This is a genomic window from Bacteroides faecis (genome assembly GCF_020091505.1).
In the GTDB taxonomy this organism is placed as follows: Bacteria; Bacteroidota; Bacteroidia; order Bacteroidales; family Bacteroidaceae; genus Bacteroides; species Bacteroides faecis.
This window is the reverse complement of the sequence record NZ_CP081916.1, coordinates 5725712-5740320: the sequence shown is the minus strand read 5'-3', so window position 1 is coordinate 5740320 and position 14609 is coordinate 5725712. Positions and strand designations below refer to the sequence as shown.

Here is a 14609-nt window from a genome sequence, read left to right as displayed (position 1 = left end):
ACGGCCGGCGCCCGGATAAATCCGACCTTGCCGGCCGTACCCTTGTCTGTCAGCCGCAAATCACATCATTCCTCTTCCTCGAAGGAAAAGCTTTCCACCTGCCTGTTGATTACCTTCCTGTCAATCGAGTCTTTCAGGTTGATAATGTCCACAATCGAATAATGCTTTGTCCCGTTCTCTTCTTCTGCAAAACGTAGCCTTCCGCTCAAACGCTGTTTCTCAATCTCTGCCGGATCGAGATTTATCAGTTCGCAGACTTCATCGGGCAGCATGGAAAGCGCCACGTCATTTTCCTGGCAGATATGTTGCAGGACGGCAAACATGTTCAACGACTTCTTATAACTTCTCACGAGTGCAGCGAAAGAACCGCTTTCAATTTTAATCATCTTCTTCATAACGCTTATTTTTTAGAGTGTTCTTCTTTTTCCAGCAGCATGGCACGGAGTACATCTGAACGGCGGTAATATATCTTCCCCTTGTCTCTGTGAAAGGGGAGTGTCCCGTCATTGCGTCGTCTTAAAAGTGTCCTGTCCGACATCTTGGTGAGCAGGCGCACGCCTTTTGAATCCAGTATCTCACTGTCAGGCAAATTATGTACGGCAGGAGCCAATAACTTTTCAATGTTGGTTACTTTGGCGAGGATGGCACTAAGCATGTGGGTTGTATGTCCACCCGGTGCAGTTCTTCTGTTATTCATAATGACCTTATTTTTATTGTTTATGATGCAATATTACGGAGATATTATAAGGTCGTTGGTTACTCAACCGTTGAGCAACCGCCAAAAAAAGACAGAAAACGCCAATTTGGGACAAAAAATAGCCAGGAGATACTATTCCCGGCTATCCAATAATAAATAGGCATCAATAAATTACACCTTAAATTCTTAATATATTAATAATCAGATTTATACAAAAATAAATAGCAGTATATTTTGCTATATTCCAAATATTGCCTACATTTGTACATGAGTTATTTGAAACTATGCAAAGCAGTGTAACCCGAAGCAGGACTTCCATATCCAAATCGTTACCTGCATCTTTTAAACTCTCTATATTTAATTTATTTTCAGAGAGTTACATCAAAATATATTGTTTCCCTATATGAAACTTTTGGTTTCAAGGTATGAAACTATTGTTTCCAATGCTTGAAACTAGAGTTTCTCCTATATGAAACCTTTGTTTTCCCCGCATGAAACTAATCCCTTGCCTGCATCCCCGTATTTCTTTATCGCTATCAGTATACTTTCGGAGTTACTTCTTTTCCTTTCAGCCGCCACTTTCCCATGAACGTCCCTTGTCTGTCTGCGATAATCTGTTCCCCAAAAAGTGACAATACCCTCACATGCTTTTCCTATTGTCACCCTGTTATCACCTCTATTATCACCTTATTGTCACTCTTAACCCACTGATAAATAACAGTTTGACTTGAAAAGTGACAAGTGACAATAGAAAAACCCTTTTCCATGAGAGTTTCTTCTCCGCTTTTAGTCCATCCATACTGTCTTCATGAATGACTCACCGCTATCCTTCCCTTCCTTCCTGTTGAAATCTGTTCCCTTCGCGCCCGCATCCGCGTGTGTGAATATAATAAGGTGTATCCCTTTCCCCCCTTTCTGCCATCCCCGATAAATTTATGTTCTACAACATCCTTCTGAATCAGCCCCTTAGCATGGATATCCAAAAATAATTCAAAAAAACAGTCCGATAAGTTTGGAGCATAAACTGAAAGCTACTACTTTTGCACCCGCTTTCCAAGAGAAGAAAGCCTTGATAAGTTGACTTAGTGTAAAAGCGTACGGCAGCTTAAAATAAGAACAAAAAAACTTCCGGAAAGTTTTGGATGTTATTGAATAAAGTTCTTATCTTTGCAGTCCGATTCGCAAAGAAACGCGGTTTGTTTTTCTTCTTTACCTTCTTTCCCTTTCGCAAGAGAGCCTGAGAAACGATATAAAAAGAAAAATTAAAAAAAAACTTCCGAAAACGTTTGGCAATTAAAATAAAACCCCTTACCTTTGCACCCGCTTTTGAAACGAAAGCAACCAAGTTCTTTGAAATATTGATAAACAATACAAGTAGTACAAGAAAAAATAGAACCGTCAATGCTTGTTGGATACATAGCAGTATGTATCTGATGACAGGTATTAATGAAGTCAATAAATTGTACGGCATCCTGAACAGAGCAAATACCATTCTTTCATAGGAATGATAACAATACTTTTACAATGAAGAGTTTGATCCTGGCTCAGGATGAACGCTAGCTACAGGCTTAACACATGCAAGTCGAGGGGCAGCATTCCAGTTTGCTTGCAAACTGGAGATGGCGACCGGCGCACGGGTGAGTAACACGTATCCAACCTGCCGATAACTCGGGGATAGCCTTTCGAAAGAAAGATTAATACCCGATGGCATAATAGAACCGCATGGTTTGATTATTAAAGAATTTCGGTTATCGATGGGGATGCGTTCCATTAGGCAGTTGGTGGGGTAATGGCCCACCAAACCTTCGATGGATAGGGGTTCTGAGAGGAAGGTCCCCCACATTGGAACTGAGACACGGTCCAAACTCCTACGGGAGGCAGCAGTGAGGAATATTGGTCAATGGACGAGAGTCTGAACCAGCCAAGTAGCGTGAAGGATGACTGCCCTATGGGTTGTAAACTTCTTTTATATGGGAATAAAGTGGTCCACGTGTGGATTTTTGTATGTACCATATGAATAAGGATCGGCTAACTCCGTGCCAGCAGCCGCGGTAATACGGAGGATCCGAGCGTTATCCGGATTTATTGGGTTTAAAGGGAGCGTAGGTGGACAGTTAAGTCAGTTGTGAAAGTTTGCGGCTCAACCGTAAAATTGCAGTTGATACTGGCTGTCTTGAGTACAGTAGAGGTGGGCGGAATTCGTGGTGTAGCGGTGAAATGCTTAGATATCACGAAGAACTCCGATTGCGAAGGCAGCTCACTGGACTGCAACTGACACTGATGCTCGAAAGTGTGGGTATCAAACAGGATTAGATACCCTGGTAGTCCACACAGTAAACGATGAATACTCGCTGTTTGCGATATACAGTAAGCGGCCAAGCGAAAGCATTAAGTATTCCACCTGGGGAGTACGCCGGCAACGGTGAAACTCAAAGGAATTGACGGGGGCCCGCACAAGCGGAGGAACATGTGGTTTAATTCGATGATACGCGAGGAACCTTACCCGGGCTTAAATTGCATTTGAATAATCAAGAAATTGGTTAGTCGTAAGACAAATGTGAAGGTGCTGCATGGTTGTCGTCAGCTCGTGCCGTGAGGTGTCGGCTTAAGTGCCATAACGAGCGCAACCCTTATCTTCAGTTACTAACAGGTCATGCTGAGGACTCTGGAGAGACTGCCGTCGTAAGATGTGAGGAAGGTGGGGATGACGTCAAATCAGCACGGCCCTTACGTCCGGGGCTACACACGTGTTACAATGGGGGGTACAGAAGGCCGCTACCTGGTGACAGGATGCTAATCCCAAAAGCCTCTCTCAGTTCGGATCGAAGTCTGCAACCCGACTTCGTGAAGCTGGATTCGCTAGTAATCGCGCATCAGCCATGGCGCGGTGAATACGTTCCCGGGCCTTGTACACACCGCCCGTCAAGCCATGAAAGCCGGGGGTACCTGAAGTACGTAACCGCAAGGAGCGTCCTAGGGTAAAACTGGTAATTGGGGCTAAGTCGTAACAAGGTAGCCGTACCGGAAGGTGCGGCTGGAACACCTCCTTTCTGGAGTGATGCCGTTACAATGACTTTCATCGGTTCTATAATTGTACTACTGGTACTTGTTTATTTATAACATATAGATCAACCATCTATAGAAGTATAGATAGAGATAAACAAGAGAAATAAAGAAGCCGAGTCTAACATATCAGGTAGACAAGGTTGAACTAGTCCTATAGCTCAGTTGGTTAGAGCGCTACACTGATAATGTAGAGGTCGGCAGTTCAACTCTGCCTGGGACTACTTCGAGAAAGAAAATGAAAACTGCAGTGATCGGCATATATCCTTTTCCTGCGTCCTTGTTCATTCTTCTTTATCTTCGGGGGATTAGCTCAGCTGGCTAGAGCATCTGCCTTGCACGCAGAGGGTCAACGGTTCGAATCCGTTATTCTCCACCATCTCTGAACATAGAGAAACGATCTTTGACATGATGTACAAAAAGTAAAATTTAGTAAAGAGCTAAAAGTATATATCGAACCGTACGTAACAGATATGGTACATGGCTGTTGAGAATGCAGAAGCATTTTCGAAATTCCATTCTCCATCATCGGTTAAGTAAGTTTGAAAGAAAGTAAGCAAGGGCGCATGGCGGATGCCTTGGCTCTCGGAGGCGATGAAGGACGTGATAAGCTGCGATAAGCTCTGGGTAGGTGCAAATAACCTTTGATCCAGAGATTTCCGAATGGGACAACCCGGCATTCTGAAGGAATGTCATCCATCTTTGATGGAGGCTAACGCAGGGAACTGAAACATCTTAGTACCTGTAGGAAAAGAAAATAATAATGATTCCCCTAGTAGTGGCGAGCGAACGGGGAATAGCCCAAACCACCCATGTTACGGCATGTGTGGGGTTGTAGGACCACGATATCGCAAGACATCTGATGAATAGAATCCTCTGGAAAGTGGAACCATAGACGGTGATAGTCCTGTATATGAAGTCAGATTAAGCGTAGTGGTATCCTGAGTAGCGCGGGACACGAGAAATCTTGCGTGAATCTGCCGGGACCATCCGGTAAGGCTAAATACTCCCGAGAGACCGATAGCGAACCAGTACTGTGAAGGAAAGGTGAAAAGCACTTCGAACAGAAGAGTGAAATAGTCCCTGAAACCGTGCGCCTACAAGCGGTCGGAGCTGCGTAAGCAGTGACGGCGTGCCTTTTGCATAATGAACCTACGAGTTACTTTTTCCGGCAAGGTTAAGCATCTTGAGATGCGCAGCCGAAGCGAAAGCGAGTCTGAACAGGGCGTCGAGTCGGAAGGAGTAGACGCGAAACCAAGTGATCTACCCTTGGTCAGGTTGAAGGTTAGGTAACACTAACTGGAGGACCGAACCGATAAGCGTTGAAAAGCTTCCGGATGAACTGAGGGTGGGGGTGAAAGGCTAATCAAACTTGGAGATAGCTCGTACTCCCCGAAATGCATTTAGGTGCAGCCTTGTGAGTTACTAATGTGAGGTAGAGCGACTGATAAGATGCGAGGGCTTCACCGCCTATCAAGTCTTGATAAACTCCGAATGCGCATTAGTTCTATCACAGGAGTGAGGGCATGGGTGCTAAGGTCCATGTCCTAAAGGAGAAGAATCCAGACCATCAGCTAAGGTCCCGAAATAAACACTAAGTTGAACTAACGAAGTCAGATTGCTAAGACAGCTAGGATGTTGGCTTGGAAGCAGCCATTCATTTAAAGAGTGCGTAACAGCTCACTAGTCGAGGAGTTTGGCGTGGATAATAATCGGGCATCAAGTGTTTTACCGAAGCTATGGGATCCGTAAGGATCGGTAGGGGAGCATTCCACTCAGCGTCGAAGGTGAAGCGTGAGCTTTGCTGGAGCGTGTGGAAAAGCAAATGTAGGTATAAGTAACGATAAAGGGGGTGAGAAACCCCCTCGCCGAAAGACTAAGGTTTCCTGATCAACGCTAATCGGATCAGGGTTAGTCGGGTCCTAAGGCTCAGCCGAACGGTGAGGCCGATGGCAGAACAGGTTAATATTCCTGTACTACCTTAAGGAGTGACGTGGAGACGGAGGCGTGACAGCGCCGCGGACTGACGGAATAGTCCGTTGAAGGGTGTAGATGTTGATTATCCCAGGCAAATCCGGGATAAGAGTCGAACCTGATAGTATGGAGCGTTCTTCGGAACAATCCAATAGTGCGTGTAATCATACTCCCAAGAAAATCCGCTAAACTTAATCCTTAAGGTACCCGTACCGCAAACGGACACACGTAGTCGGGTTGAATATACTAAGGCGCTTGAGTGATTCACGGTTAAGGAACTAGGCAAATTGACCCTGTAACTTCGGGATAAAGGGTCCCAACGAGAGTTGGGCGCAGAGAATAGGTCCAGGCAACTGTTTAACAAAAACACAGGGCTGTGCGAAATTGAAAGATAATGTATACAGCCTGACACCTGCCCGGTGCTGGAAGGTTAAGAGGAGATGTCATCGCAAGAGAAGCATTGAATTGAAGCCCCAGTAAACGGCGGCCGTAACTATAACGGTCCTAAGGTAGCGAAATTCCTTGTCGGGTAAGTTCCGACCTGCACGAATGGTGTAATGATCTGGACACTGTCTCAACCGTGAGCTCAGTGAAATTGTAGTATCGGTGAAGATGCCGATTACCCGCGATGGGACGAAAAGACCCCGTGAACCTTTACTATAGCTTAACATTGAATTTGGGTAATTGATGTGTAGGATAGGCCGGAGACTTTGAAGCGCAGACGCCAGTTTGTGTGGAGTCGCTGTTGAAATACGGCCCTTTGATTATTTGAGTTCTAACTCGTTGATACGAGGACACTGTTTGGTGGGTAGTTTGACTGGGGTGGTCGCCTCCAAAATAGTAACGGAGGCTTCTAAAGGTGCCCTCAGGACGATTGGTAACCGTCCGCAGAGTGTAATGGCATAAGGGCGCTTGACTGGGAGACTTACAAGTCGATCAGGTAGGAAACTAGAGCATAGTGATCCGGTGTTTCCGTATGGAAGGGACATCGCTCAAAGGATAAAAGGTACTCCGGGGATAACAGGCTGATCCCTCCCAAGAGCTCATATCGACGGAGGGGTTTGGCACCTCGATGTCGGCTCGTCACATCCTGGGGCTGGAGAAGGTCCCAAGGGTTGGGCTGTTCGCCCATTAAAGTGGCACGCGAGCTGGGTTCAGAACGTCGTGAGACAGTTCGGTCTCTATCTATCGTGGGCGTATGAAATTTGCGTGGCTCTGACACTAGTACGAGAGGACCGTGTTGGACTGACCGCTGGTTTACCAGTTGTGCCGCCAGGTGCATTGCTGGGTATCTAAGTCGGGATTGGATAAGTGCTGAAAGCATCTAAGTACGAAGCCAGCCACAAGATTAGATTTCTTAGGGTCGTTAAAGACGATGACGTTGATAGGATGCAGGTGTAAAGGTGGTAACATCAAAGCCGAGCATTACTAATTGCCCGTCCACTTTCTTCCGGCTTTGTACGGATTGGATATATACGTTTAGCGATCGTATCAGCAAGTTCATTAAATTGGATTTTTGATATCTTACTTGAATTTTACTTTTCATCATGTCATAACCTTATTGAATTCATTCAGGTGGTTATAGCACGAGGGTTCCACCTCTTCCCATTCCGAACAGAGAAGTTAAGCCTCGTCACGCCGATGGTACTGCGTAACAGTGGGAGAGTAGGTAGCCGCCGTTTTAAAGAGTCCCCGCCAGTCTTTATTGACTGGCGGGGATTTCTGTGTTTTGGCGGTTTAGGAAAAAAGTGCTATATTTGCCGGCGACAATTATTTTATTAAACGTTTAAAGCAAATTAAAAGGTATGAAAACAAAACTTTTTTTGGCTGCTGTAGCAGTAACATTTTCTTTCGCTGTGATTTCTTGTTCTGGTAACAAAACTAATAATGCTGCCGCTTCTGAAGGTGAAGAAGCAACAGTTGAAACTGTAGAAGCTGTTGCTGTTGAAGCAACTGACTCTTGCTGCCAGGCTAAAGACTCTTGTGCTACTGCTTGCGATAAGAAAGCTGATTGCGCAGAAAAGAAAGAATGCTGTGATAAGAAGTAATCTATTGATTTAGAACGATAAATTAAAGGGGGTATGGTGTGTCTGCACTATACCCCCTTTTTCTGTTTGACGAAATGCAGTGCTTAATTAGTGATACTTTTTTGCTAATAACCGACTTTAACTTATGAAATGAAATTATTTTCGATAAAAAAGTAACGTATTATTTGGTAGTATAGAAATAATCCATACCTTTGCACCGTCAAACTATAAAAGAGACAAAAAATGAATCAGATGTTTATACATATTCTACTATGCGGTATTATTATTCTACTATCAAAGGTTAGTGGAAGTGAGTGCTGCGCGTAACTGTGTATACTGAAAATATACGAAAGCCTTTCTCACTTCCAAGTGCGAAAGGTTTTTTTTTGAGCTAATAATAACATAAAATGATAGAAGATGGACAATAGGTTATTTATTTTTGATACCACCCTTCGGGATGGTGAACAGGTTCCGGGATGTCAGTTGAACACAGTGGAGAAGATTCAGGTAGCGAAGGCGCTCGAATCTTTGGGAGTGGATGTAATTGAAGCCGGCTTCCCTATCTCCAGCCCGGGAGATTTTAATTCAGTGATTGAAATTTCAAAAGCGGTGACTTGGCCTACTATTTGTGCGTTGACCCGTGCGGTTCAGAAGGATATCGATGTAGCAGTAGATGCATTGAGATTTGCCAAGCATAAACGTATCCATACAGGTATCGGTACTTCTGATTCTCATATTAAATATAAATTCAATTCCAATCGGGAAGAGATTATTGAACGTGCGGTAGCAGCAGTGAAGTATGCACGTCGTTTTGTGGATGATGTGGAGTTTTATGCAGAGGATGCAGGGCGTACGGACAATGAATATCTGGCACGTGTGGTAGAAGCGGTTATTAAAGCAGGAGCTACGGTGGTGAATATACCGGATACGACAGGCTATTGTCTGCCTTCAGAATATGGTGCTAAGATTAAATATTTGATTGACCATGTAGATGGCATCGATAACGCAATCATTTCTACCCACTGTCATAACGATTTGGGAATGGCAACAGCTAATACAATAGCGGGTGTTTTGAATGGGGCACGTCAGGTAGAGGTGACAATCAATGGTATCGGCGAACGTGCGGGAAATACTGCTCTCGAAGAAATCGCGATGATTATCAAGAGTCATCACGAAATTGATATTCAGACAAATATCAATACACAGAAGATTTACCCGACCAGCCGTATGGTATCGAGCTTAATGAATATGCCTGTTCAGCCGAATAAAGCGATCGTAGGCCGTAATGCTTTTGCTCATTCTTCGGGTATTCACCAGGACGGCGTATTGAAGAATGTGCAGACTTATGAGATTATCGATCCGCATGATGTAGGTATTGATGATAACTCGATCGTACTGACTGCCCGTAGCGGACGTGCGGCATTGAAGAATCGCCTTTCGATCTTGGGAGTGAACCTGGATCAGGAGAAGTTGGACAAGGTATATGAAGAGTTCCTGAAGTTGGCTGATAAGAAAAAAGACATCAATGATGATGATGTGCTGGTATTGGCAGGAGCAGACCGTAGCCAGAATCACCGTATTAAGTTAGAATACTTGCAGGTGACAAGCGGTGTTGGCGTCCGTTCGGTTGCCAGTCTGGGACTGAATATTTCCGGTGAGAAGTTTGAAGCCTGTGCAAGTGGCAATGGTCCGGTGGATGCTGCTATTAAGGCACTGAAGAAGATTGTAGACCGTCACATGACATTGAAAGAGTTCACTATTCAGGCAATCAGCAAGGGAAGTGATGATGTAGGTAAGGTTCACATGCAGGTGGAATACGATAATCAGATATATTATGGCTTCGGAGCAAATACGGATATTATTGCTGCATCAGTAGAAGCTTATATCGACTGTATTAACAAATTCAAGGCGTAAGGAATAAAGAAAGTGGTACTGAAATACGTAACTCGCATTAATTATAAATCATACATAGTAAAAATATAGATAACAGATGAATACATTATTTGATAAGATATGGGATGCCCACGTGGTGACTACGGTGGAAGATGGCCCGACACAACTTTATATTGATCGTTTATATTGTCATGAAGTGACCAGCCCGCAGGCTTTTGCCGGATTGCGTGAGCGTGGAATCAAGGTATTGCGCCCGGAAAAGGTGTTCTGCATGCCCGACCATAATACTCCGACACATGATCAGGATAAACCGATTGAAGATCCGATCTCCAAAACTCAGGTGGATACGCTGACGAAGAATGCAAAAGACTTCGGTCTGACACATTTCGGTATGATGCATCCTAAAAATGGAATTATCCATGTGGTAGGTCCGGAACGTGCGTTGACATTACCGGGCATGACGATCGTTTGCGGCGACTCGCATACTTCCACTCATGGGGCAATGGGGGCAATCGCCTTCGGTATTGGTACCAGTGAAGTGGAAATGGTGCTGGCTTCACAATGTATCCTTCAGTCAAGACCGAAAACAATGCGCATTACTGTAGATGGTGAACTGGGTAAGGGCGTGACAGCGAAAGACATTGCCCTGTACATGATGTCTAAGATGACTACCAGCGGTGCTACCGGTTACTTTGTGGAATATGCAGGTTCGGCAATCCGCAATCTGACTATGGAAGGACGTCTTACTCTTTGTAACCTTTCTATTGAAATGGGAGCACGTGGTGGAATGGTTGCTCCGGATGAAGTGACTTTCGAATATATCAAAGGTCGTGAAAATGCTCCGAAAGGGGAGGCATGGGATCAGGCTATAGAATACTGGAAGACACTGAAGAGCGATGATGATGCCGTATTCGATAAGGAGGTTCGTTTTGATGCGACAGATATCGAACCGATGATTACCTATGGAACTAATCCGGGAATGGGAATGGGAATTACGCAAAACATTCCTACTACGGAAGGGATGGGAGAAGCTGCACAGGTTTCTTTCAATAAATCGATGGAATATATGGGATTCCAGCCGGGTGAATCATTGCTGGGCAAAAAGATTGATTATGTATTCTTAGGTGCTTGTACTAATGGTCGCATTGAGGATTTCCGTGCATTTGCTTCTCTCGTGAAGGGACGCAAAAAAGCGGATAATGTAATCGCATGGCTGGTTCCGGGATCATGGATGGTAGATGCGCAGATTCGTAAGGAAGGAATTGACAAGATATTGACTGAGGCAGGATTTGCAATCCGTCAGCCGGGATGTTCAGCTTGTCTGGCGATGAATGACGATAAGATTCCTGCCGGAAAGTACTCTGTATCGACTAGCAACCGTAACTTTGAAGGTCGTCAGGGTCCGGGAGCGCGCACATTGCTGGCCAGTCCGCTGGTTGCTGCTGCCGCTGCGGTGACAGGAGTGATAACCGATCCGCGGGAACTTATTTAATGGATAATTGATAATTGAAAATGAAATGAAGACAAAATTTAATATAATAACAAGTACTTGTGTACCCCTTCCTTTAGAAAATGTAGATACTGACCAGATTATTCCGGCACGTTTTCTGAAAGCGACCACTCGTGAAGAAAAGTTTTTTGGTGATAACCTGTTTCGTGACTGGCGTTATAATGCTGACGGTTCTTTGAACAAGGACTTTGTGTTGAATGATCCCACTTACAGCGGGCAAGTATTGGTGGCAGGAAAGAATTTCGGTTCGGGTTCCAGCCGCGAGCATGCAGCCTGGGCAATTGCCGGTTATGGTTTCCGTGTAGTGGTATCAAGTTTCTTTGCCGATATTCATAAGAATAATGAGTTGAACAACTTCGTTCTTCCGGTAGTTGTTACAGAAGAATTCTTGCAGGAGCTTTTTGACTCTATTGCTGCCAATCCGAAGATGGAGGTGGAAGTGAATCTTCCGGAACAGACCATCACTAACAAAGCAACAGGCAAGAGTGAACATTTTGAAATCAATGCTTATAAGAAACTTTGTCTGATGAACGGATTGGACGACATCGACTTTTTGCTAAGCAATAAAAATAAAATAGAAGAATGGGAAAACAAGGCGTCAAAATAGAGATCATGGACACAACGCTCCGTGACGGTGAACAGACCAGCGGAGTGTCTTTTGTGCCTCATGAGAAACTAATGATTGCCCGTTTACTGTTAGAAGACTTAAAAGTAGACCGGGTAGAGGTTGCGTCAGCGCGTGTGTCGGACGGTGAGTTTGAAGCCGTGAAGATGATTTGCGACTGGGCAGCCCGCCGCAATCTGCTTCACAAGGTGGAAGTGCTGGGGTTTGTTGACGGTCAGACTTCGGTGGACTGGATACAACATACCGGCTGCCGCGTAATCAATCTCCTTTGTAAAGGTTCGCTGAAGCATTGTACGCAGCAACTTAAAAAAACTCCGGAACAACACATCGCGGATATCGTCAACGTAGTACACTATGCTGACGAGCAGGATATCAACGTGAACGTATATCTGGAAGACTGGAGCAATGGAATGAAGGATTCTCCCGACTATGTGTTTCAGTTGATGGATGGCTTGAAGGAAACGAGTATCAAACGCTATATGCTGCCCGATACACTGGGAATCCTGAATCCGCTGCAAGTGATAGAGTATATGCGGAAGATGAAGAAACGGTATCCAGATACACATTTTGACTTCCATGCGCACAATGATTATGATCTGGCTGTGAGCAACGTGTTGGCTGCTGTGCTGAGTGGCGTTAAAGGACTTCACACTACTATAAACGGACTGGGCGAACGGGCGGGTAATGCACCTCTTGCGAGTGTTCAGGCTATTCTGAAAGATCATTTCAATGCTATAACCAATATTGATGAAAGTCGCTTGAACGATGTCAGCCGGGTAGTAGAATCGTATTCGGGTATTGTAATTCCTGCCAATAAGCCGATTGTCGGTGAGAATGTATTTACACAGGTAGCAGGAGTGCATGCCGATGGCGATAACAAGAATAATCTGTATTGCAATGACTTGCTTCCCGAACGTTTTGGACGTAAACGCGAATATGCGTTAGGGAAAACGAGTGGCAAAGCAAATATCCGCAAGAACCTTGAAGACCTCGGATTGGAGCTGGACGAAGATGCAATGCGTAAAGTAACGGAGCGCATTATCGAACTGGGAGACAAGAAAGAACTAGTCACTCAGGAAGATTTGCCATACATTGTTTCTGATGTGTTGAAGCATGGAGCAGTAGGTGAGAAGGTCAAGTTAAAGAGTTATTTTGTAAATCTGGCTCATGGACTGAAACCGATGGCTACTTTGAAAATAGAAATCAACGGCAAGGAGTACGAGGAAAGCTCGGGTGGCGATGGACAATATGACGCTTTTGTACGTGCATTGCGTAAGATATATAAGGTGACATTGGGACGCAAGTTCCCGATGTTGACGAATTACGCGGTAACGATCCCTCCCGGTGGACGTACGGATGCATTTGTGCAGACAGTCATCACTTGGAGTTATGACGAACAAGTGTTCCGTACCCGCGGACTGGATGCCGACCAGACTGAGGCAGCTATCAAAGCTACAATGAAGATGCTGAACCTCATTGAAGATGAATATGAGAAAGAGTAAGTGGAAGTTACTTGCCCGAAGAATGTTTTTATAAGTATATAAATAGATAGAATTGACGATTATGGATTTTAAGATTGCTGTATTAGCAGGCGACGGCATCGGACCCGAGATTTCGGTACAAGGTGTAGATGTAATGAGTGCCGTTTGCGAGAAATTTGGTCATAAAGTAAGTTACGAATATGCGATCTGCGGTGCAGATGCGATTGATAAAGTGGGTGATCCGTTCCCGGAAGAAACATATCAGGTTTGCAAGAATGCAGATGCTGTTTTGTTTTCAGCCGTAGGCGATCCGAAGTTTGACAATGATCCTACTGCAAAAGTGCGCCCTGAACAGGGATTGCTGGCAATGCGTAAGAAATTAGGATTGTTTGCCAATATTCGTCCGGTACAGACATTCAAATGTCTGATCCATAAATCTCCGTTGCGTGCAGAACTTGTTGAAAATGCAGATTTTATCTGTATCCGTGAGTTGACCGGAGGTATGTATTTCGGTGAGAAATATCAGGATAATGATAAGGCATACGATACTAACTACTACACTCGTCCGGAAATTGAACGTATTCTGAAAGTTGCTTTTGAATATGCAATGAAGCGCAGAAAACACTTGACTGTGGTGGATAAGGCAAACGTTTTGGCTTCTTCCCGTCTGTGGCGTCAGATTGCACAGGAAATGGCTCCGAACTATCCGGAAGTGACTACTGACTATATGTTTGTGGATAATGCTGCAATGAAGATGATCCAGGAACCTGCTTTCTTTGACGTGATGGTGACTGAAAATACATTCGGTGATATTCTGACTGACGAAGGTTCTGTTATCAGCGGCTCTATGGGATTGCTTCCTTCAGCTTCTACTGGTGAAAGTACTCCGGTATTCGAACCGATTCATGGTTCATGGCCACAGGCGAAGGGCTTGAATATTGCGAACCCGTTGGCACAGATTCTGTCTGTAGCTATGTTGTTTGAATATTTCGATTGCAAGGAAGAAGGTGCGCTGATTCGTAAGGCGGTTGATGCATCACTGGATGAAAACGTGCGTACACCGGAAATCCAAGTAGCTGATGGTGCCAAATACGGTACAAAGGAAGTAGGACAGTGGATTGTTGACTATATTAAGAAGGCTTAAACAGATCATTCTGAACAAGATATATGGAGGCTGGATTCTTAAAACGGAGTTCAGCCTCTTTTTTGTTCATTTCGTTTCTTTGTTTTTTTACTGAATAAAATGAGTCCGTTGGGAGAAAAAACTAGTCGGACTGTTAAAAAGTAAAAGAGTAAGATATTTGCTAATGAAAAACAGTATATTTGCACAGATTAATAC

At 44.5% G+C, this 14609-nt stretch carries 8 protein-coding genes, 2 tRNA genes and 3 rRNA genes; 11 read left to right on the top strand and 2 right to left on the bottom strand.

Going from position 1 to position 14609, the window contains the following annotated elements; translation table 11 throughout:
- Positions 1-65: 65 nt before the first annotated feature.
- Together K6V30_RS22775 and K6V30_RS22770 are read right to left on the bottom strand one after the other, a co-directional pair.
- On the bottom strand, positions 66-395 hold the full coding sequence (locus K6V30_RS22775) for a hypothetical protein (RefSeq protein WP_070612323.1): 330 nt from the start codon (positions 393-395) through the stop codon (positions 66-68).
- A gap of 5 nt (positions 396-400) precedes the next feature.
- The gene (locus K6V30_RS22770; protein ID WP_070612321.1) at positions 401-697 is read right to left on the bottom strand and encodes a MerR family transcriptional regulator; all 297 of its coding nucleotides are present in this window, start codon (positions 695-697) and stop codon (positions 401-403) included.
- A 1521-nt stretch (positions 698-2218) separates the two neighbouring features.
- Here K6V30_RS22770 and K6V30_RS22765 point away from each other — a divergent pair.
- The 11 genes from K6V30_RS22765 to leuB all read left to right on the top strand — a co-directional run bounded on the left by K6V30_RS22765 (position 2219) and on the right by leuB (position 14414).
- Positions 2219-3747, top strand: a 16S ribosomal RNA gene (locus tag K6V30_RS22765).
- Positions 3748-3910: 163 nt separating this feature from the next.
- Positions 3911-3984: transfer RNA gene (locus K6V30_RS22760), tRNA-Ile, on the top strand.
- 78 nt (positions 3985-4062) lie between these two features.
- Positions 4063-4139, top strand: a tRNA-Ala gene (locus tag K6V30_RS22755).
- A 167-nt stretch (positions 4140-4306) separates the two neighbouring features.
- Positions 4307-7186: ribosomal RNA gene (locus K6V30_RS22750) — 23S ribosomal RNA — on the top strand.
- A gap of 119 nt (positions 7187-7305) precedes the next feature.
- Positions 7306-7416, top strand: a 5S ribosomal RNA gene (rrf, locus tag K6V30_RS22745).
- The 16S, 23S and 5S rRNA genes sit together here with 2 tRNA genes alongside, the layout of an rRNA operon.
- 123 nt (positions 7417-7539) lie before the next feature.
- Complete coding sequence (locus tag K6V30_RS22740; protein ID WP_010539075.1) at positions 7540-7782, top strand: hypothetical protein; 243 nt, start codon at positions 7540-7542, stop codon at positions 7780-7782.
- Between the two features lie 396 nt (positions 7783-8178).
- Complete coding sequence (locus tag K6V30_RS22735; protein ID WP_010539074.1) at positions 8179-9675, top strand: 2-isopropylmalate synthase; 1497 nt, start codon at positions 8179-8181, stop codon at positions 9673-9675.
- Positions 9676-9751: 76 nt separating this feature from the next.
- Positions 9752-11146 carry a 3-isopropylmalate dehydratase large subunit gene (gene leuC / locus K6V30_RS22730; protein WP_010539073.1) on the top strand — a complete coding sequence of 465 codons (1395 nt, stop codon included), beginning with the start codon at positions 9752-9754 and terminating at the stop codon, positions 11144-11146.
- A gap of 25 nt (positions 11147-11171) precedes the next feature.
- On the top strand, positions 11172-11771 hold the full coding sequence (leuD, locus tag K6V30_RS22725) for a 3-isopropylmalate dehydratase small subunit (RefSeq protein ID WP_010539072.1): 600 nt from the start codon (positions 11172-11174) through the stop codon (positions 11769-11771).
- Complete coding sequence (locus tag K6V30_RS22720; RefSeq protein WP_010539071.1) at positions 11747-13291, top strand: alpha-isopropylmalate synthase regulatory domain-containing protein; 1545 nt, start codon at positions 11747-11749, stop codon at positions 13289-13291. The genes leuD and K6V30_RS22720 overlap by 25 nt, the downstream gene beginning before the upstream one ends.
- A 61-nt stretch (positions 13292-13352) precedes the next feature.
- Positions 13353-14414, top strand: a complete 1062-nt coding sequence (gene leuB / locus K6V30_RS22715; protein WP_010539070.1) for a 3-isopropylmalate dehydrogenase — start codon at positions 13353-13355, stop codon at positions 14412-14414.
- The last annotated feature ends 195 nt before the right edge of the window (positions 14415-14609 follow it).